Raw genomic sequence first — 20,702 nt, 5'->3', positions numbered from 1 at the left:
TTCTGTTCCAGAGGCCGGGGAGGGGTCGGGTCAGAGCTCGAAGCCGGCCGGGAACGGGTCGTCGGGCGACAGGAAGTACTGCGCGGTGCCGGTGATCCAGGCCCGTCCGGTGACGGTCGGCACGACCGCCGGACGGCCCGCGACCGTCGTCTCCTCGACCAGGCGGCCGGTGAACTTCGAACCGATGAAGGACTCGTTGACGAAGTCGGCGCCGATCGCCAGCTCGCCGCGTGCGTGCAGCTGCGCCATCCGCGCGCTGGTGCCCGTCCCGCACGGCGACCGGTCGAACCAGCCCGGGTGGATGGACATCGCGTGACGGGAGTACGACGCGTCCGAGCCGGGCGCCTCGAAGTAGACGTGCTTCACACCGCGGATCCGGGCGTCCTCCGGGTGCACCGGCTCGTCGGTCGAGTTGATCGCCTGCATGGTGGCCAGCCCGGCGGCCGTGATCTCGTTCTTGGCCTTCCGGTCGAACGGCAGCCCGTAGTCGTCGAGCCGCACGATCGCGTAGAAGTTGCCGCCGTACGCCACGTCGTAGCGGACGGTGCCGAACCCGGGCACCTCCAGCTCGGCGTCCAGCCGCTCCGCGAAGGCGGGCACGTTCCGCAGGGTGACGTGCTTCGCGACCCCGTCCGTGACCGCCACGTCGACCACGACCAGGCCGGCCGGGGTCTCCAGGCGCACCGTGGTGACCGGCTCGGTCACGGGGACCATGCCCGTCTCCACCAGTACGGTCGCCACACCGATCGTGCCGTGGCCGCACATCGGCAGGTAGCCGGACACCTCGATGAACAGCACCCCCCAGTCCGCGTCGGGCCGGGTCGGCGGCTGGAGGATGGCCCCGCTCATCGACGCGTGCCCACGGGGCTCGGTCACCAGCAGGGTGCGGATGTGGTCGAGGTTGTCGCGGAAGTGGATCCGGCGTTCGGCCATCGTCGCGCCGGGGATCACCCCGACGCCGCCGGTGATCACCCGGGTGGGCATGCCCTCGGTGTGGGAGTCCACCGCGTGGAAAACTCGATTGGTGCGCATGTCGTCCCTCTGGGGTCTGGGTCTGGACGGGGGGCTGGGGTGTGAGGTCCGGGCGGAGCCCCGGTCAGGGGCGCCGCGCGGGATCCGGGCTCTGGTCGAGGTCCTCCTCGGAGAGCTGGATCACCCCGGTCATGTACGGTCGTGCCGCGCCGATCAGGCCGACCCGGTCGCCGGTCAGCTCGCAGTCGAGGCTGATCGTGCGGGTCCGGCCCAGCCGGGGCGAGAACTGGTGGGCGTGCAGCCGGGTCCGGCCCAGTCGCTCCGCCCAGTACGGGACGAGCGCGCAGTGCGCCGACCCGGTGATCGGGTCCTCGGGGATGGACAGCTTCGGCCCGAAGAACCGCGAGCAGAAGTCGGCCCCGTCACCCGGCGCGGTGACGACGACGCCCCGCAGGTCGAGTGCGGAGAGCGCGCGCGGGTCCGGTACCACCGCGCGGACCTGTGCCTCGTTCTCGTAGACCGCGATGTAGTCCATCGACCGGTAGACCGCCGTGGGTGCCACCGGTCCCAGCCCGCGGAGCAGGTCCGCCGGCGGGTCCACAGGAGTGAACTCCAGGGCGGGGAAGGTCAGCCCGAACCGGTCGCCGTCCCCCTGCCGGGCGACCACGAGCGGTCCGCTGGCCGAGTGGAACGTCACCTCGTCCCAGTCCGGCTCCAGGTGGGTCAGGACGACGTGGGCCGCGCCCAGCGTGGCGTGCCCGCACAGGTCCACCTCGGTGGCCGGGGTGAACCAGCGCAGGTCGTAGGCGTCCCCGTTCCGGACGATGAAGGCGGTCTCCGGGAGGTTGTTCTCCAGGGCGATGGCCTGCATGACGGGTGCGGGCAGCCAGCTGTCGAGCGGGCAGACGGCCGCCGGATTCCCCCACAGGAGCCGGTCGGTGAAGGCGTCCACCTGGAAGATCGGGATCCTGATCGGCGTCGTGTTCGCCGACGTGCTCACCGGCGCGTTCGCCGTCGTGTTCGTCGTGCTGCTCGTCGTTGCGTTCGTCGTACTCACACGCCCAACCTCTGCTTGGCGTCGGCGAAGAACGGGATGTGACGGTAGTCCTTCGCCGCTTCGTCGTAGTCGGTGTACCGGTTGGTGAACTGCAGGAGCCGGTCCTGGACCTGTTCCGCCGGCTCACGGTGGATCCGTCGCTCGATGCCCTGGATCTCGCCGAGGAACTCGGCGAGGACGGCGGGCAGGCCCGGCCGCAGGTGGATCAGGCCGCCGTGCACCCGGATGCCGTCCGCGGCGAGCAGGTAGTTGAACAGCAACTGCGAAGCGACGGCGTCGTAGTTGGGCCGGGGGATGCCCTCGACCGCGTAGCGCAGCAGCCGTTCGGACAGGATGTACTCGTAGGCGAGCCGTGCGTCGCGTTCCGGGAGACCCGGGTCGTGGAGGCAGGCGAGCATCGCGGACACGTCGACCCGCAGCTCCTCCAGGCCGGCCAGCGGCTTCAGCTTCTTCACCGGGAGGAAGTCCGGGATGGGCATGTCGCCCTGCCGGTGGTGGTACTCGTGCAGCCGCACCCACCAGGACGACGCCTGCTCGACCTCCGCCGGCCCCGCCGTCTCGACCAGCGGGAAGGAGCCCGGTGCCATGACGTGCCGCGTGAGCAGGCGGGTCAGGCGCAGGTGCCGTTCCACGAACTTGTCGATGAAGTAGAAGATCAGGTCGCCGCTCTCCTGCCGGCCGTCGAGGTGGTTCTCCGGGAAGAGCGCCACGACCGGTCGGGCCTCGAAGCCCTTCGACATCCGCTCGATGGTGACCGGCAGGGTCGGGCTGGGGTACCGGACCTCCAGGCCCTCGTCGGTCGGCAGCGGCCGGTAGGCCAGGAAGTCCAGGGAGAGGGTCGGGAAGTAGGACGCGTCGAACAGGGAGAGGACGTGGCCGTCCTTCCTGCCGTTGATGTGCGCCTTGGTCCGGAGCAGCCGGGGGTCCTCGGTGAACGTCAGGACGTCCTCGGCCAGCGCCTGCGCGGCGGGCAGGTTCCGCAGGGCCGGTGACGAAGTCAGCTCGTGCGAAAGGCGTTTGAGGAAATCCTCGTCCCGCAGCTCGTCGCGCCGGACCGAGCCGCGCAGCGCGTTGACCGCGTCGACGACGTCGTTCAGTGGCTCGTTGTTCACTTGGTTCCGTACGTCCTTCCCCGGATCAGCTCGCGGAGGCCTGCGCCGTGGCCTGCGCCGGGGTCCCGGCGGCGAGCGGGCCGGAGAGCTGGTCGGCGAAGTCGTCGAGCGCGTCGGCCCAGTGGGCCGCGTACCCGGTGGCGAGCCGCAGCAGCTCGGCCGCGTCCTCCTCGCCCTCGACCAGCGCGGTCATGCCGGTCTCCTCGTCGCTGACCGACTTGGCGTGGCTGGTCTCGGCCTTGATGTGCGCGTCGATCCACACCAGCGCGTCGGAGTCCGCGAACAGCTTCTCCCCGCCGACCTGCACCTTGCTGTACACGCGCCGGAACGCGACGGCGATGTCCAGCGCGATCGCCTCCACCACCCGCAACTGGACCGCCGCACCCAGCCGGTGGTCGGCGAGTGCGTCCATCGCCTCCAGCAGCCTGGCGACGCCCGCGGGCAGCGCCGGCGCGGACTCCTCGCCCGAGGCCTTCACCAGCGGCGCCACGATCGAGTCCGCCCACCACAGGTAGTGGATGCCCGCCGCTCCGCCCGGTGCCACCGCGCCGAAGTCGTCCGCCAGGTTGTCCAGGTCGTCGCCGATCACCCGGAATGCGGTCTGGAAGGCCGCGAGGGTCTCCCGCCCCGGGGCCTCCTGCGCGGCGAAGTGCCGGGCGGCCGCGCCGAGTCCGCCGATCGTGGTGAACATGAAGGCCTTGGTCATGGCCTCCCACTGCCGCGCCACGGCGAGTGCGTTCGCGGGCGGGACGTCGTCCACCAGCCGCGCGTTCGCGAAGAAACGGTTTCCGGGCCGGACCAGCCCCGCCGCCCGGACGATCGAGGAAACCTGCTCGTCAAGTGCCGTCTCACCAGGCATGATTGCTCCCCCTTTGCCTGTGCCATTTCACATGCCACACGTTAAATGGCATCTGAGGAGGTGTCAATGATCCCCGGAGGGGCGGGAGGTCGGGCGGGAGGCCGCGGCGGGAAGGTGGCCGGGGGCGCGGAGCGGGGTGCGGTCGGGGGCGCGGACCGGGGCTTGGGCGGGTGCTCGGGTGGGCGCGTGCCGTCGCCCCCGGGGCGGGTGGCGGCCGTGCGCCCGCGGGTGTGGTCGGCCGCGCTACGGGCGGGCGGCGTTCGGGCCTTCGCGCCGACCGGAGGGCGGTTGCGGCCGGCGGTTCCCAGCCGGCCGGAGGAGCTTGACCAGCCGGCGGTGGCCGGGCCCCCACTCGTACCCGAGGGCCGAATTGACCGCGATCATCGGGATGTTGGACGCCTCGACCTCGGTGCACGCGGTCCGCACGCCACGGGAGGCGAGGTGTCGGGCGGCGTGCAGCTTGAGCGTCCGGGCCAGTCCGCGCCCGCGCCAGGAGCGCAGGACGCCGGTGAAGTCGATGTGGCAGACGCGCGGGTCGGCGGTCTCGCGGACGGCCGTGACGCCGACGATCCGGCCGGCGGCCTCGGCGGTGAACACCCAGTCCGGGCGGCAGCCCTGGCCGGACAGCGCCTCGGCGTGCCAGCGCTCGAAGCCGGGCACCGCGTCGGCGAAGCCCGGGTTGTCGCTCAACGTCTCGCGGTAGAGCCGGTGGAGCTGCCGGGCCGGCTGCGGTGCGCCGGAGGTGGCGAGCGTGCGGAGGTCGATGCCGAGGGGTGGCGGCGGGGCGAGGGTGCGCGGCTCCAGCCGGGCCGTGGCGGTGCGGATGTGGGCGTCGATGCGGTGGCCGCGGGCGATGAGCAGGTCGAGGAGTCCTGCGTGGCCGCCGCCGCGTGCGCTCCGGCCGCTGTCGTCGGTGCTGTCTCGCCCCTCGCCGTCGCCGTCGCCCCCGCTTCCGCCGGCGCTCCGGTGGGCGTCGGCTCCGTCCGCGTCGGGCGCGGCCCCGGCGGACTCGCCGTGGTCCGGCAGCTCGCCGAGCAGCCGGCGCGCGCCCGCGCCGTGGGCCCAGTCCTCTATCCCGTCGAGAAGGGGGAGCAGGAGCTCCGGAGCCCGGCCCGGCGTGCCGACGACGAGCGAGGCGACGTCGCCCGGCGGCGTCCAGGGAGCCCGCCATGCGGTCGCGAACGCGAGGAGCCCGCCGCTCGGTCCGGGATCCACCAGACGGATCCGGCCGTGCCCGATCAGGAGGCCGTCGGGGTCGGTGGCAAGGCTGCCGACGGGAGGCATCACCTCGTCCTGCGCCCGGAGCTCCGCCGCCGTGACCTGTTCCGGCCCGGCGGAGGACAGGAGCGCGGCCAGCGCCGGATAGTCGGTGGCGGGCCAGAACGGGCGGATCACGCCGTTCGCAAGATGCGTCACATGTGACACCTTACTGATGAATGTCGCGGCCCGTGCGGGAATCGGGCGAGTTCGCCCGGCGGCAGGTGCCCGCCCCCTGTGCGGTGCTCCACCGGAGCGAGGGTGGGGGCGGGAGTGCCCGGTCGGCCGTGCGGGCGCGGCGGGTTGCTGACCGTGCCGTCCGGCGATGTGGTCTGCTGGGAGTGCGTCCGCCGGACGTTCGTGTCGCCATGCGCCTGCCGCCTCCGGGAGGGTCACCGATGCTCCGCCGCTCCGCCGCCGCCCTGCTCGCCCTGCTTCTCGGACCGGCCGCCGTCGTGGGCTGCTCCTCCGCCGCCGCGCCGGACCGCGCCCCCGACCCGGCACCCACCGGCACGCTCGTCGCCTCCTCGCCGGCCCCCGTGCCGACGGCCGCCGGGACGACACCCGCGACGCCGCCCGCGACCTCCCCGGCCGCCACGCCCCCCGCCGCACCGGCGGTGAACGTCCGGGCGACCGTCACGCAGGACCTCGACGCCCCCTGGGGCCTGGCCGTCCTTCCGGACGGAGACCTCCTCGTCGGCGAACGCGACGACGGCCGGATCGTCCGAGTCGCGGCCGACGGCGGCGCGAGGACCGACGTCGGCACCGTCGCCGGCGTCGCCTCCGGTGGAGAGGGCGGCCTGCTGGGACTCGCCCTCTCGCCCGGATTCGCCAGCGACCACCGGCTGTACGCCTACCACTCCACCGCCGACGACAACCGCATCATCCGGCTGGACTACGACCCGACCCGTCCGGAGGGCGAGCAACTCGGCTCTCCCGAAGTCCTGTTGAAGGGAATCCCGCACGGCTCGCGGCACAACGGAGGCCGCATCGGCTTCGGTCCGGACGGCTTCCTCTACGCGGGTACCGGCGACGCGAGCGACAAGGCGCTCGCCCAGGACCGGAACTCCCTGGGCGGCAAGATCCTCCGTCTCGCTCCGGACGGCGCACCCGCCGCGGGCAACCCGTTCCCCGGCTCGCCGGTCTGGTCGCTGGGCCACCGCAACGTGCAGGGCCTCGCCTGGGATCCCCAGGGCCGGCTCTGGGCCTCCGAGTTCGGCCAGGACACCTGGGACGAGCTGAACCTGATCACTCCCGGCGGCAACTACGGCTGGCCGACCGTGGAGGGCGTCGGCGGTCGCCCGGAGTTCACCGACCCGGTCGCCCGGTGGCGTACCGCCGACGCCTCCCCGAGCGGCATCGCCTACGCCGACGGTGCCGTCTGGCTGGCCGCGCTGCGCGGCGGGCGGCTCTGGCGCGTCCCGCTCAACGGGGATCAACTCGCCTCTGAGCCGCAGGAGTTCCTGTCAGGCGACTACGGCCGGCTGCGGACCGTCGTGGCCGACCGGGACGGCACGCTGCTGCTCGTCACCAACAACACCGACGGCCGCGGGGAGCCGCGTCCCGGCGACGACCGCATCCTCCGACTGACCGTCTCGTAGCGGCTCGCGGGGCCCGCGCTGCCGGCGGGACCGGTCCGTCGGTCCTGCCGCTCCGCCCGGCCGTTCCGCCGTCCCGTTCCGCCGCCCCGCGCCGGGTCTCCGGTCCGCGTCCCCGTTCCCCGGGGCGCCCGGCGTCCGTGCGCCGGGGCCGTTTCCCGCAGCCGTTCCGGGGCTGTTCCGCGGTCGTTCCGCGGTCGTTCTGCGCTGCCGTTCTGTGCTGCGCTAGTTCATTCGTTCGAGGGGTTTGGAATCGGGATCCGCTCGGGGTCAGCCCCCGCCGGTCGCGTTGTCAGTGTGTCCCGTTACGTTCCTTCCATCACTGACCGACCAGCTGGGAGGAGAGCGGCCGTGGCGTGGGTGGATACGGGTGCGGGTGGCTATCAAGTCGCCCTCGACGAAGAGGGAAAGGTGCTCTGCCGGAATGCGGCGGGGCGTCCGCTGAAGAGCCTTCCGTCGAAGCTCAACGACGATCCGGTGGTGGTGGGGCTCAAGCAGCTCACCGAGTGGCTGGCCGCACACCGGCGCGGCTGCCTGGAGAGCGTCGAGCGGTGGATGGTCCGCTCGCTGCCGGTGCCCGCCGCCGTCGTCACGGCCGTCTGGGCCGACGAGGCCTGGCAGGAGGTCCTGCGCGACCTGGTCGTCACCGGCTCCGACGGCACCGTCGCCGGGTTCCTGCGCGGTGCCGACGCCGAGCGCGGGATCGGCCTGGTCGACCTCGACGGCGACACCGTCCGCCTGACCGCCGACGAGTTGCTGATACCCCACCCGGTCCTGCTGGCCGACCTGGACGAGCTGCGCGAGTTCGCCGTCGAACTCGGCGTCTCCCAGCAGGTCCAGCAGCTGTACCGGGAGGTCTGGCACCGGCCCGCCGACACCACCGGCACCGAGGTCGACACCTACGCCGGTGGTCACTACGCGGCGCTGCGCGACCTGCTCGGCCGGTGCGCCCGGCTCGGCTACCGGGTCCGCGGCGGTCACGCCGTGCTGCCCGTGGTCGAGGACGGCCGCGCGCTGGAGGCCCGGGTCTGGGTCGGCGACTACTACGAGTACGACGAGTGCGAGACGGGCTCGCTGAGCTGGGCGGGCCCGGACGGCAAGGTCCTGCCGCTCGCCGAGGTCGGACCGGTCGCCTGGTCCGAGGGGACGCGGATGGCCGCCGCGCTGTACGCCGGCCGCACGATCGAAGGGGAGGAAGCCGAATGAGCACCACCGGAGCCGAGCGCGGGACCGCACGCGGGACCGAACTGAGCGAGCGCCTGCTGGACGCCGGGGCGGTCCTTCCGCCCGGTACCCTGCCCGGCGCCGGCGCGCCCGACGGCGTCGCCGACGTCCTCACCGCCCGCAGCTACGCCCACCCGGTGCTCGGCGAGCGCCGGATCGTCCGCCTGGTGCCCGGCGCGCTCGGTCCCGCCGAGGACCTCGCGGTGGACTTCCTCGGCCTCGTGCCCGCCGGGGAACCGGCCGAGGTCGGCCAGGTCCGGCAGGAGGCGCTCGGCTTCCCGGCCTGGGCGCTGGTCCACGACCCGGCCAACGGCCACCACGCGCTCGCGCTGGTCAAGGAGATGGAGCGGCTCGCCCGCCAGGCCAAGTCCAAGCCCGGCCACGCCAAGGACGGCTTCGAGGAGCTGGCCAAGCGGCTCGGCCGCGCGGTGCCGCACTTCCTGCCCACCTACTGCGAGCAGGTCGGTCGGATCTTCCTCGAACAGGGCAACCAGACCTACGCGAGCACCTTCTTCGGCAAGGCCCGCGACGCCGAGCGCACCCACAACCTGACCGTCGACGAGGAGCGGCTGCGCGCCGTCTTCCTGGAGTTCGCCCTCGCCGGCGCGCTCACCGTCAAGGCGCTCCGCCAGTACGTCAAGGAGCTGAGCGTCCGGCTGGACCCGGTGACCGCCTGGCAGCGGTTCAGCCAGCTCTGCACCGAGCGTTCGGCGGCCGGGATGGCCCCCTACGCGGGGGTCGCCGAGGACGCCCGGGCCCTGCTCCGGGCCGCCGGCCTCGACCGCGACGAGCACGAGCGGGTCCTGCTCGCCGAGCTGCTCGCCTCGCCCGCCGTCAACCGGGCACCCACCGCGTTCTGGAAGAGCTGGCACGACGCCGTCATCGAGCTCGCCCGGCGCGACGACACCGTCCGCGCCCGCCTGCTGGAGATCCTGCCCGACCCCGCGGGCTCCGACGACCGCGACGGCCAGGACACCGCCTGGCTCACCGTCCTCTCCGAGAGCGGCGCCGACCGGCTGCTCACCGACGTCACCGGTTCGGCCGCGCCCGCCGGTTCCGCCGAGCCGCTCGACGGCGGCGCGCCCGCGGAACCCGCCGCCGCCTGGCTGCAGCGCTGGGTGAACCACCTCGGCCGCGGCTGGCGCGATCGCGGCCTCAGCGCCGAGACCCTCGCCCTGGCCGCGCGGATGGCGGCGCGCCTGCGCGCCGAGGCCGTCCCGGTCGAGCTCTTCACCGGGGTGCGCCGCAGTGCCACCCAGATCGAACTCCTCGATCTGCTGCTCGCCGAGGGAGTCCCGGTCGCCGACCCGTCCGACGGGCACACCTTCCACCTCTCCGGCTGGGTCCAGGCCTCCGGCACCGACGGGCGCGACCTCGCCGCCGTCGCCGCCGACGCCCGCTTCCGGCCGTCCCTGCGCGCCGCCGTCCCCGACGTCTGGAAGGCCGCCGGCACCAAGGGCGTGACGGCGGTACCGGTGCTGCGCGAGCTGTTCGTCGAGTGGTCCGACGCGCGGGCCGACGAGCTCGCCGCCGTCCGCGGCCTCTCGACCGCCGTCGGCCTGCTGCGCGGGCTGTCCTCCAGCCGCGCCGCCATCCGCACCGAGAACCCGGCCGCCGCCGAGCGGATCGCCGCGCTCGACGTGGCCGGCCTGCTCGCCCGCAGCCTGCGCACCGGCATCCTCGACGAACTCGGCTGGCCCGCGCTGGAGGAGGCGCTCGCCCGGCTCGGTGTCAAGAAGAGTGAGGCCCCTGGCTTCGGCGACAGCAAGACGCTCCCCGAGGGCCTCATCCTGGAGGACGCCTGGCCGCACCTCATCCTGGTCCGCGGGGACCAGGCCCTCGTGGTCGGCGCGGAGGGCATCCTCCTCGAACACGCCGTCCGCATCCCCGACAAGCAGGAGTCCTGGCAGCGGCCCCGGTTCCGCTTCGTCGACGGCGAGTTGCTGGTCGCCTGGTTCCACGAGCGCAAGCAGCGCGCCTACTGGTCCAGCCGTCCCGCCGAGATCTTCGACCTCGGGGGCGCGACCATCGCCTACTACTACGGCGGGTCCCAGGAGCCCGACCAGCCGTCGCTCCCGCTGCCCGGCGGCGGCAGGAGCACCGGCGAGCGCCCGCTGCACCCCGGTGACACCCGGATGCCCGAGGAGTACCAGGTCCTCGGCGACGGCACCGGCTACTGGACGGTCCGCCACGGCCGCGGCACCGCCGCGCTCACCGAACTCGACCCGGCCACCGGCACCCTCGGCCGGGCCGCCGAACCGCCCCGGATCGCCGCCACCGCGGCCGCCGGCCGGCTCGACGTCCGGCGCACCCTGCTGCTGCCCCTCCGGCCCGGGCTGGAGGACACCCCGCTCGGCACGGACGGCTCCGCGGTCGGCAGCTGGCTCCGGGTCGAGGGCGGCCGCGTCACCACCGGCACCGCCGACGGCACGACCCTCGTCCTGCACAACACCAGGGACCACGCCAAGCTCTACCCGCTCGGCCGGCTCGGCCTGCCCGGTGGCGCCCACCCGCTGCTCGTCGAACTCCCCAACGACCACCTCGCCTTCGTGCTGCCGACCGACGGCGCCACGGCCACGGCCACGGGCACCGTCGCAGGGCCGGCCGTCGTCGAGGGCGACGCCGCCGGAGCCACCGCCGACGTCCGGTTCTGCCGCCCCGGTGGCCGCGGCGCCGCCGGCACCGCGCTGGTGCCCCCGCTGCCCTACTGGCACGTCCTGCGGCCGCGCGACGAGGAGGGCTCGCGCCACCTGCGCACCGTCACCGCCGAGCAGGCCGCCCGGCTGATCGACGCGGCCTGGCCGGTCGACGCCGAGCCCGTCCCCGAGGAGCGCCAGCTCTGGCTCACCACCCAGGGTGTGCGCCGCCGGCTGGTCAGCGGCAAGAAGGCCAAGAAGGGGCTCCCCGTCCAGGACGTCGCCGGGATCCTCCCCGGCATCGGGGACCGGCTGCTGCTCGCAGGGGTCACCGGGCTCGCCCGGACCGCCGCCGACCTGCTCGACACGATCTCCCGGTACGTCCCGCAGCCCGAGGCCGAGGCCGAGGCCTCCGCGGACAGCGGTACCACCGCCTTCGCCTACCGGCCGGAGCACGGCTCCGACTACGACCTCGGCGAGGCCGTCACCCTCCTGCTGCCCGACATCGGGGGCTTCGGCCGGAACTGGGAGCGGTCCGCCAACTGGCGCGTCCTCAACAACCTCCGGGCCGTCACCGCCGTCCTCGCCGCACCGCCCGCGGCCACCGGCGAGAGCTGGACGACGCCGCACCGGATCAAGCTGCACGGTGACGACAACCACCACGGCTGGCTGCACCTGCTCGGCCGGCTCGGCACCGCCGCCTACGCCGCCGCCGCCCCGCTCACCTCCGACGCCGCACGCGCCTCGCTCGCGCTGCTGCTCACCGAACTCACCGCCGGCCCCCTGGCCGACCGCGGCGCCACGGTCCGCGAGGTCACCCTCACCGAACCGCTCACCGACCCCAAGGCCACCAAGGGCAAGCACGAGAAGCGGGCCGGCCAGGTGTGGCGGCACGGCGAGCGCACCGTCGTCATCCTCGGCTGCCGCCACCACGAGAACGACCGGGTGCACTGGCTCGCCGTCGACCACGACCCCTCGGGAGCGTTCGGACAGGTCGCGCACTTCGGCGCCGAGCAGGAGCGCAGCACCGAGGAGACCCTCACCGCCGACTGGGTCACCCGCTTCACCGCCCTGCTCGCCCTGCACGGCGGCATCCCCCACCGGGCCGAGCGCGCCGCCGACTTCGGCGACCGCAGCGGCATCGGCGCCGTCCGCGCCACCCTCCTGCTCAGCCCCACCGCCGCCCTCGTCCAGTGGTACGGCGCGCCGCTGCCCGCCGACCGGCTCAAGGAGTACGGCCTCAAGTCCTCCGAGGCGAAGGCCGCCCGGGACTGGGTCCGCGACCGGGACCGGACCGTCCTCACCGACGTCTGGGCGGCCCTGCTGCCCGCCGACCCGGCGAGCCTCTGGACCGACGGCCCCGACACCGCGGCCGCCGCGGCGCTCTGGACCGAACGCCTCGGCAGGCTCGTCACCCTGCCCGAGGAGATCCAGGCCACCGTCAGCGGCGCCACCATCGCGCACATCGAGGAGATCCTCAACGTCGCCCGCACCCCGTGGCTCAGCCGCACCACCCGCCACCGGCTCCGCCCCGAGGAGGACGACGGCTCACTGCGCCTGCGCCCCGACGACCCCGCCGCCCTGCCGGCGTACGACAGCCTCACCGGCGCCGTCGACGCCGTCCGCTGGCTCGCCTACCACCTGCCCTACGAGAGCCCGCTGCGCCCGTCGCTGCCCGGGGCCGCCGTCGCGCTGCGCGCCCGCCTCGCGGACCCCGAGCTGCTGCTGAGCTACGGCTACGTGCAGACCGTCAAGGGCCGCCCGGTCTCCGAGGTGCTGCGCTCCCGGTTCGGCCTGCCCGTCGAGGGCGGCGCCGACACCGACGGCCTGGTCCGGTGCGGCGACGCCGTCGTCCTGTCGCCCGGCCACGGGGACGAGCAGATCTGGCTGCGCCCGGCCGGCCTCACCGGGGCCGACGACCCGGTGCTGGAACTGCTCGGCGGCCTCGCCGAGGGCTACGGGTTCGCGGACCAGGTGCTCGCGATCCGGACGATCCTCGGCGGCGAGCTCGACCGGCTGGCCGCCCTGCCGGGAGCCGGACCGGCTCCGGACCCCGACGGGTCCGACGGGGCCGACGACTCCGACGTGTCCTGGCCGCACCACCCGCAGGTCAGCGTGCCCGACCTCGTCGCCGAGGTGGCCAAGACCCACGAGCTCGGTGAGGACGCCGCCGCGCTCTACCTCCAGCTGCTCGCCCTCCCCGACCCGACCGACCGCAACGCCGCCCGCTGGACGGGCTGGAAGCCCGCCCGCCTGAAGCGGGCCCGGGCCGAACTCGCCGGATCCGGACTGGTCCTGGAGGCCAAGCGGGCCCGGGCGGGCCGCACCCTCTTCCTCCCCGGCGGCTGGCAGGAGGCCAAGACTCCCGCCCTGCCCGCCGAGACCTGGAAGGCCGGGCTCTACGAACTGCCCACCCACCGGACCGCGCTGCCCCGCCAGGCCGTCCCGGAGCTGTTCACCCGGGCCTGGCAGCGCGTCACCGACGGGGACACCCCCGGCTACGAAGAGCTCCAGACCGGCAAGCGCAGGAAGGCCCGCCGATGACCACCCCCACCACCACGGAACCCGCGGCCACCCGGCAGGTCGTCCCGCCCGAGGAACGCCACGCCGCCGAACTGGAGTTCCTCGCCGCCTACGACTCCGGCCCCCGGCCGCCCGGCTGGCGCCTCACCCCGCGCGCCGTCATCACCTTCGTGATGGGCAGCGACGGCGAGAAGCTCAAGGCGGGGCGGAAGAGCCTCGTCATCGAGCAGAAGTTCGTCGGCGAGCGGGCCCTCGTCGAGCGGTGCGTCGTCACCCTCGCCGGCGAGCGCGGCCTGCTGCTCGTCGGCGAGCCCGGTACCGCGAAGTCGATGCTCTCCGAACTCCTGGCCGCCGCCGTCTGCGGCACCAGCGCACTCACCGTCCAGGGCACCGCCGGCACCACCGAGGACCAGCTCAAGTACGGCTGGAACTACGCCCTCCTGCTGGCCAAGGGCCCCAGCCGGGAGGCCCTGGTGCCGTCCCCGGTGCTCACCGCGATGACCACCGGCGCGGTCGCCCGGGTCGAGGAGGTCACGCGGTGCCTCCCCGAGGTCCAGGACGCCCTGGTCTCGCTCCTCTCCGAACGGCGGATCGCCGTCCCGGAGCTGGCCGGGAGTCCGGACGGCCAGCTGCACGCGGTGCCCGGCTTCACCCTGATCGCCACCGCGAACCTGCGGGACAAGGGCGTCAGCGAGATGTCCGCCGCGCTCAAGCGACGGTTCAACTTCGAGACGGTCGGTCCGATCGGCAGCCTGGCTGCCGAGGTCGAGCTGGTCCGGCGTCAGTCCACCGCCGCGGTCGCCCGTGCCGGCGCCCCCTACGCGGTCGACGACGCGGTCCTGGAGGCGCTGGTCACGGCCTTCCGGGACCTGCGGACCGGCCGCTCCACCGAGGGCTGGGACGTCGAACGCCCGTCCACCGTGATGAGCACCGCCGAGGCCGTTTCGGTGGCCACGGCCCTCGGCGTCACCGCGGCCTACCTCCCCGACGGCGGCGACCTGCTCGGGCGCCTGCCCGGCCAGCTCATCGGGGTCGTCCGCAAGGACGACCCCGCCGACGGCGCCCGCCTGCTCGGCTACTGGGACGGCCCGGTCCGCCGGCGCGCCGAACAGGGCGCCGGCACCTGGCGCACGCTCTGGGACCTCCGCACGGCGCTGGAGTCGTGAGGTGACCGCGCACACCGCCACCGGGACCGGCGGCCTCCGGCCGGGCCCCGACGGCATCCGCCGGGCCTGCGGCGGCCACTGTCGCCGGGCCCGGTGCGCGGTGTGCGCGACCCGCACCGGTGCACCCGGCCCCGAAACGCCCGCCGCCGCACCGCACCAGAGCCACCCGGCGACGGTCGGCACCGCGGCGGCTCCCCGTCCCCCCGGCCGACCCGCCCGCCCGGCGGCCCGGCCCCATCCAGATCCGTTCCACACCGGAGAGGTGAACACATGAGCAGCGCGGTGCTGCCCGACGAGGCGGGCGTCGACGACCCGCGAGGGGTGGTCGAGGCGGAAGCGGCCCGGCTGGCCGACTCCGGCCTCGGTGCCCCCGGGCCGTACCTGATCGGGGTGCGCCACCACGCGCCCTCGCTCAGCGCGGTCGTGCCCGCACTGCTCGACGCCGCCCGGCCCGAGGTGCTGCTCGTCGAGCTGCCCGCCGAGTTCCAGCCCTGGCTGGACTGGCTGGCGGACGAGTCCACCCGGGCGCCGGTCGCCCTCGCCGCCGCGCCCGGCGGCCCGGACGACGGCGGTGGCGCTGGGCGCGGCGCCGGGGGGCTCGCCTTCTACCCCTTCGCCGACTTCTCGCCGGAGCTGGCCGCCCTGCGCTGGGCCCGCCGCAACGGCGTCGAGACGGTCGCCTGCGACCTGCCGCTCGCTCTACGGGGCGCCGAGCGCGGTCCGGCCCCGGCGGCGGGGGAGCGGGCCGCCGCCGGCCCCCTGCCGGGGGTGGCCGACGCCCTCCGACACCGCCTCACCGGCCGCGAGGACGACGACCTCTGGGACCGCCTGGTCGAGACGGCCGCCCCGGGATCCGTACCGGAGGCCGTCCGCCGCGCCGCCCTGCTGGTCGGCTGGGCGCTGCGCCGGGACGCCCAGGACGGCCCCGGCGTCGACCCGTACGACCTGCGGCGCGAGGACTGGATGCGGTCCCGCATCGAGGAGGCCGCAGCGGGTGGACGCCGGGTGGCCGCCGTGATCGGCGCGTTCCACGCCCCCGCGCTGACGGCCGCCGGCCCGGCCGCCCCCGGGGACGCCGCCCGGGCCGCGGACCCCGCCGACCCGGCCTCCGCGGGCGGCGGCCACGTCGTCTCGCTGATCCCCTACACCTACCCGCTGCTCGACGCCCGCTCCGGCTACCCGGCCGGCATCCGCGACCCCGAGTGGCAGCACACCGTGCTCGACGCGGGCGGCGACCCGGACCGGCTCGCCGAGGCGCTCACCACGACCGCCGTCCGCATCTGCGAGGCGCTCCGCAACCAGGACCACCCCTCCGGCCCGGCCGACGCCCGCGAGATCGTCCGGATCGCCGGCGACCTCGCCCGGCTGCGCGGGCTCGCCGCCCCCGGCCGGGGCGAACTGATCGAGGCGGTGCAGACCGCCCTCGCCCAGGGCGAGCCGCTGGGCCGCGGCAGGGCCGTCGCCCGCGCCCTCGAACGCGTCCTGGTCGGCACCCGCACCGGCCGGCCGGCGCCGGCCGCCCCGCGCAGCGGCCTCGCACCCGCCGTCGAGGCGCTGCTCGCCGAACTCGGCCTGCCCGGCCCCGGTGAGACCGCCGAGTCCGCCCCGCGCGATCTCCGCCTCGACCCGCTCCGGTCGTCCCTCGACCGGCGCCGCGAACTCCTCCTGCAGCGGCTCGCCGTCTGCGGAGTCCCGTACGGAGACCCGGTCGCCACCACGGGCGCGGGCGGTACCGAGACCCTCTCCACCCGCTGGCGCGTCCAGTGGACCCCGACCGCCGCCGCGATGCTCACCGTCGCCGGTACCCGGGGTGTCACCCCGGCCCAGGCGGCCGAAGGCGCCCTGCGCGAACAGCTGCGCCGTGAGCGGCAGGCGGACGGCCCGACCGCGCGCGAGGTCCTGCGGGGCCTGGCCGACGCGGCCGCCTGCGGGCTCCCCGCCCTCGCCGACTCCCGCCTCGCCCAGCTCACCGCCGTCCTCCCCGAGAGCGGGACCCTCCCCGAACTCCTCGACGCCCTCGCCCTCGTCGACCGGCTCAGCGCCGGCCACGTCCCCGGCCTCGCCCCGGACCCGTCGTCCGGCACCGGTCACGGCGCCGGCGGCGACGCCGATCACGACGCCGATCACGACACGGACCGCCCGGCGGCACCGCCCGGCCCCGCCCGGTCGGGCGGGGCCGAGGCCCTCGCCGCCGCCGCGGAGGTGGTGACGGTGGCCGCGGTCCGGCAACTGGAAGGGCTCGGCGGCTCGGACGAGCCGGCCGACGCCCGGGCCCTGGTGGAACTGGCCCGGCGGGCCGACCTCGCCGGGGGCCTGCGGCTCGGTCACGCCCTCGCCGAACTCTCCGACGGCGGAAGCCCGCTGGTCCGCGGCGCGGCAGGTGCGGTGCGGGTGCTGCTCGGACACGAGGAAGCCGCGGTGTTCGGCGGCCGGGCCGCCTCCTGGGTGGACGGGGCCACCGGCCCCGAGGCACGGCAGGCTCTGGGCCGGTCGCTGGTCGGACTGCTGACGGCGGCCGAGGGCCTGTTCGCGAGCGCTCCCGAAGTCCTCGAACCGGTGCTGGAACGGGTCGTCACCCTCGCGGACGACGCCTTCCTGGACCGCCTGCCCGCGCTGCGCGGCGGCTTCGACACCCTCAGCCCGGCCGCCCGCGACCGGTTGCTGACCCTGGTCGAGGAGCGGCTCGGCGCCCGGCTCGACGTCCTGCCCGAGGAGGTGCCGCCGGCCCTGCTCGCCGACTGGTCCCGGGCCGACCTGGCCGCCCGGGCCGCACTGGGCCGTCGAGGACTGCTCCCGGCGGCGCTCACCGCGCCGGACCGCGCGGGCGCGCACCCGGCTCCCGGCGGCACTCCGGCCCGCCCGTCCGGCGCGGCACCCGTCCCCGCCGCAGACCCGTCCGCCGACCGTCCGGCCACTCCCGCAGCCGGTCCTGCGGCCGACCCCGCAGCCGGTCCCGCCCGTGCCCTCGGCCCTTCCGAGCGGTGGCGGCTCCTGCTGGGCCGGCCCGGCGACGGCGGCCTCGGCGGGCGCTCCGCCAGGCTCGCCACCGCCCTCGACGAGCTGTACGGGACGGGACACGGCGAGGGTTCCGGCCCCGGCCTGGACGGCCGGGGCGGCGGGAACCGCGGCGGACGCGAGGCGCCGTTCCCGGGCGTGCGGGAGTGGTCCGAGGAGCTCATCGCCCTGTTCGGGCCGGGTATCCGGGAGGAGGTCCTGGCTGCGGCCGTCGAACAGGGCCGGACCGACGCCCTGGCGGCGATCGACCCCGGCGCCGTCCGCCCCTCGGTGGACCTGCTGCGCACCGTGCTGGAGCACGCGGGCGGCCTGCCCGAGGCCCGGATCGCCGGACTGCGCCCGCTGGTCCGCCGCCTGGTCGACGAGCTGACCCGGGAGCTGGCGACCACGCTGCGCCCGGCCCTCACCGGGATCAGCGTGCCGCGCCCGAGCCGCCGCCCGGGCGGCGGGCTGGACCTGCACCGGACGATTCGCGCGAACCTCGCCACCGCCCGCCCGGCCGAACCGGGCCCGCCCGGCAGCTCCGGCGGCGGCCTGGTGATCGTCCCGGAGCGGCCGGTGTTCCGCACCCGGGCCCGTAAGGCGTCCGACTGGCGGCTGATCCTCGTGGTCGACGTCTCCGGCTCGATGGAGGCCTCGACCGTCTGGGCGGCGCTGACCGCGTCGATCCTGGCCGGGGTGCCCTCGCTGAGCACCCACTTCGTCGCCTTCTCCACCGAGGTGGTGGACCTGACCGACCGGGTGGAGGATCCGCTGAGCCTGCTCCTGGAGGTCCGGATCGGCGGCGGCACGCACATCGCCGCCGGCCTGAAGTACGCGCGGGAGCTGGTGACCGTGCCGTCCCGCACGCTGGTCGCGGTGGTCAGCGACTTCGAGGAGGGCGGCCCGATCGGGGGGCTGCTCGCCCAGACCCGGGCGCTGGTCGACTCGGGCTGCCACCTGGTCGGCTGCGCCGCGCTGGACGACACCGGGACGGCACGGTACTCGAAGGCGGTCGCGGGCCGGCTGGTCGCGGCCGGGATGCCGGTGGCGGCGCTCAGCCCGCTCGAACTGGCCCGCTGGGTGGGGGAGAAGGTCCGATGACGGAGACGGGAGCGGTGGGAGCGGTGCAGGAGACCGGGGCGGACTGGCCGGCGATCAGGCCGGAGGTGGTCGCCGAGGTGGTGGCGGGGCTCTCGGCCCGGCTGCAGAAGCGGCTGGACAGCGCGGCGGCCAAGTTGGCGGGCCGCCCGGTGGAGCGCACCGGCGACGACTGGCGGATCGCCGTGGACGAGGAGGCGGAGCTCGTCCTGCACGCCCCGGGCGGGGTGATCGCCGATCAGGCCGACGTCCGCTGCGGCTGCCTGCTGGCACCCGCGTGCGTGCACCGGGCGGCGGCGGTCACCGTCTGCCCGATCACGGACGAGGAACCGGCCGGGCGACCGGGCACCGGAGGCACCGGTACGGACGGGGCGGGGCCGGCCGCCGCGGCCCCGCCCGCCGGCACTCCGGTCGCCGGTCAAGGGACCACTGCCGGGACCGCTTCCGGGACCGGTGACGGCGCGCCCCCCGACGTCCTCGCCGCCGCCGAGGTGGCCGCCGTGCACCACCTGCACCGGGCGGGCGCCGCCGTCCTGGCGGCCGGCGTGGGCGGTGCCGGCGCCGTGCTCCAGGCGGAGCTGCTGCGCGCGGCCCACCGGGCGCGGCTGGCCGGGCTGTACCGGCCGTCGGCCGCGGCCGTGGCGGTGGTCACCCGGGTCCGGGCGGCGCGTTCGGGGGAGCCGGACCACCGGCTGGCCGACCTGGTCGCCGCCCTGCGCGAGCTCCTCGGCCTCACCGCGGCCCTGGCCGACGCCGCGTCCGACGCCGCGTCCGCTGCCCCGCCCGGTCCGGCGGACGGCGCCCCGGACGGTACCCCGCCCGTCGTCCCGGTCGGCATCGCCGGCCTGCGCGGCACCGCCCGCCAGGCGTACGGCGAGGCAGGCGGTCTGCGGTTGTACGGGCTGTTCAGCGAGCCGGTACTGACGCCCACCCATGCGGGTGCGGTCACCTGGGCGGTCGACGCGGGCGGCAGCCTGCACACGATCGCCGAGATCATGCCGCACGCCGACCCGACGACGGCGGCACCGCAGGCGGTCGGTGCCGGGAACCGGGCGATTCGGCTGGGGGACGCGCTGCTCAGCCACCGCGAGTTCACCCGGGCCGGTCTGGCGGTCCAGGGCGCCACCCGGTCGGCGGGCGGGCGGCTCGGCGCGGGTGCCGCGGTCCGCGCGGTCCGCGCCTCGGGGGCCGCGTGGACGGCGGAGCCGATCGCCAGGCTGTGGGCCGAGCCGCCCGCCGCGCAGGTGGAGCGGGCGCTCGCGGCGGCGGCGCTGCCCCCGGAGGGCAGGCCCGCCGGGAGCGAGCTGCTGTTCCTGGAGGTGACGCTGATCGGTGCCGTTCCGTACGGGCCGGGCGGGGCACTGCAACTGCTGGCCGACTGCGGCGGGGCCGTCGTGGTGCTCCGCGCCGCGCACGACCACCCGGGGCTGGCCCACCGGGGCAACCTCGCGCTGCTCGCCGCCGCTCCCGGGCTGCGGCTGAGGGTGGTCGGCCGGCTGGAGCGGGCGGCCCGGCCGGAGCTGCGGCTGCTTGCGGTCGGGGCGCCGGCGGACGGTCCGCACCCGGGCGAGCCGGCGCTCGCACTGACCGACCGGGCGGACCGGGTCAACCTGGGTCTGGAGCGGCTCCAGCGGGCGGATCTCGTCCTCCCGGCCGAGACCCCGGCTCCGTCCTCGACCCCGTCCTCGACCCCGTCCGGCGCGGAACCGGAGGGCGCGTCACGCCTCACCGGAGCCCCTTCCGCCCCCGGCCCCCTGGCGGCCCTCCCGGACCGGGAGGGCCCCGCGGCCCCGGTCCACCTGCTCACCCGCCGGGTCGAGCAGGCGGTGACCGGAGGCCGGGCCGCGCTGACCCTCACCGTGCGGACGGCCGACGGCGCGCGGTCGGTGGACGGTGACCGGGCACGGCTGCGGTCGGCGGGTCTGGCCACCGGTGCCGCGCTGCTCGACGGGCTCCGTTCGGCGGCTGCGGACCAGCCGCGCGACGTCTTCGGCCGGGTGATCGCGGACGACCACGAGGCGTTCGCCGTGGCCTGGCTGGCAGCCGCCTGGTACGGGGAGGAGCTCGCCTCGGCGCTCTGCGCGACCGCCTGGACGTCCGCGATGTCCGGGCCGGTGCCCGCCGCCGGGCCGGTGCCTGCCGGGGAGGGGGCGTCCGTCCATTCACAGCTGTCATCCCAGCCATAAGGGGAGGTACTTGCACG

General features: G+C 75.8%; 11 protein-coding genes. 6 read left to right on the top strand and 5 right to left on the bottom strand.

Features of this window, described 5'->3' with window-relative positions; genetic code table 11:
- Positions 1–30 precede the first annotated feature (30 nt).
- The 5 genes from ABZY91_RS10700 to ABZY91_RS10680 form a co-directional block, all read right to left on the bottom strand.
- Positions 31–1,032, bottom strand: coding sequence for a proline racemase family protein (locus ABZY91_RS10700; protein ID WP_329878242.1), 1,002 nt, complete (start codon positions 1,030–1,032; stop codon positions 31–33).
- A 64-nt stretch (positions 1,033–1,096) separates the two neighbouring features.
- On the bottom strand, positions 1,097–2,029 hold the full coding sequence (locus ABZY91_RS10695) for a PhzF family phenazine biosynthesis protein (RefSeq protein WP_355401442.1): 933 nt from the start codon (positions 2,027–2,029) through the stop codon (positions 1,097–1,099).
- Positions 2,026–3,141, bottom strand: a complete 1,116-nt coding sequence (locus ABZY91_RS10690) for a DUF6421 family protein (protein ID WP_355401440.1) — start codon at positions 3,139–3,141, stop codon at positions 2,026–2,028. The genes ABZY91_RS10695 and ABZY91_RS10690 overlap by 4 nt, the downstream gene beginning before the upstream one ends.
- 25 nt (positions 3,142–3,166) lie before the next feature.
- The gene (locus ABZY91_RS10685; protein WP_329950862.1) at positions 3,167–4,000 is read right to left on the bottom strand and encodes a DUF6202 family protein; all 834 of its coding nucleotides are present in this window, start codon (positions 3,998–4,000) and stop codon (positions 3,167–3,169) included.
- A gap of 243 nt (positions 4,001–4,243) precedes the next feature.
- On the bottom strand, positions 4,244–5,416 hold the full coding sequence (locus tag ABZY91_RS10680; protein WP_355401438.1) for a GNAT family N-acetyltransferase: 1,173 nt from the start codon (positions 5,414–5,416) through the stop codon (positions 4,244–4,246).
- A gap of 239 nt (positions 5,417–5,655) precedes the next feature.
- Between ABZY91_RS10680 and ABZY91_RS10675 the strand changes: the two genes are divergently transcribed.
- The 6 genes from ABZY91_RS10675 (at position 5,656) to ABZY91_RS10650 (ending at position 20,685) form a co-directional block, all read left to right on the top strand.
- Entirely contained in the window at positions 5,656–6,858 is a 1,203-nt protein-coding gene (locus ABZY91_RS10675) for a PQQ-dependent sugar dehydrogenase (protein ID WP_355401436.1), read from the top strand.
- A 357-nt stretch (positions 6,859–7,215) separates the two neighbouring features.
- Positions 7,216–8,061: a DUF4132 domain-containing protein gene (locus tag ABZY91_RS10670; RefSeq protein ID WP_355401500.1), complete on the top strand. Its 846-nt coding sequence runs from the start codon at positions 7,216–7,218 to the stop codon at positions 8,059–8,061.
- On the top strand, positions 8,058–13,259 hold the full coding sequence (locus ABZY91_RS10665; RefSeq protein WP_355401434.1) for a hypothetical protein: 5,202 nt from the start codon (positions 8,058–8,060) through the stop codon (positions 13,257–13,259). Before ABZY91_RS10670 ends, ABZY91_RS10665 begins: the two co-directional genes overlap by 4 nt.
- Positions 13,256–14,404 carry an AAA family ATPase gene (locus tag ABZY91_RS10660; protein ID WP_329878229.1) on the top strand — a complete coding sequence of 383 codons (1,149 nt, stop codon included), beginning with the start codon at positions 13,256–13,258 and terminating at the stop codon, positions 14,402–14,404. The genes ABZY91_RS10665 and ABZY91_RS10660 overlap by 4 nt, the downstream gene beginning before the upstream one ends.
- Positions 14,405–14,674: 270 nt before the next feature.
- Positions 14,675–18,502, top strand: coding sequence for a DUF5682 family protein (locus tag ABZY91_RS10655; protein WP_355401432.1), 3,828 nt, complete (start codon positions 14,675–14,677; stop codon positions 18,500–18,502).
- Complete coding sequence (locus ABZY91_RS10650; protein ID WP_355401430.1) at positions 18,499–20,685, top strand: hypothetical protein; 2,187 nt, start codon at positions 18,499–18,501, stop codon at positions 20,683–20,685. The genes ABZY91_RS10655 and ABZY91_RS10650 overlap by 4 nt, the downstream gene beginning before the upstream one ends.
- The last annotated feature ends 17 nt before the right edge of the window (positions 20,686–20,702 follow it).

It is taken from the genome of Kitasatospora sp. NPDC002965 (assembly GCF_040611255.1).
GTDB lineage: Bacteria > Actinomycetota > Actinomycetes > Streptomycetales > Streptomycetaceae > Kitasatospora.
Note: the sequence above shows the minus strand (reverse complement) of the source record. Positions and strands in the feature narration are given on the sequence as shown.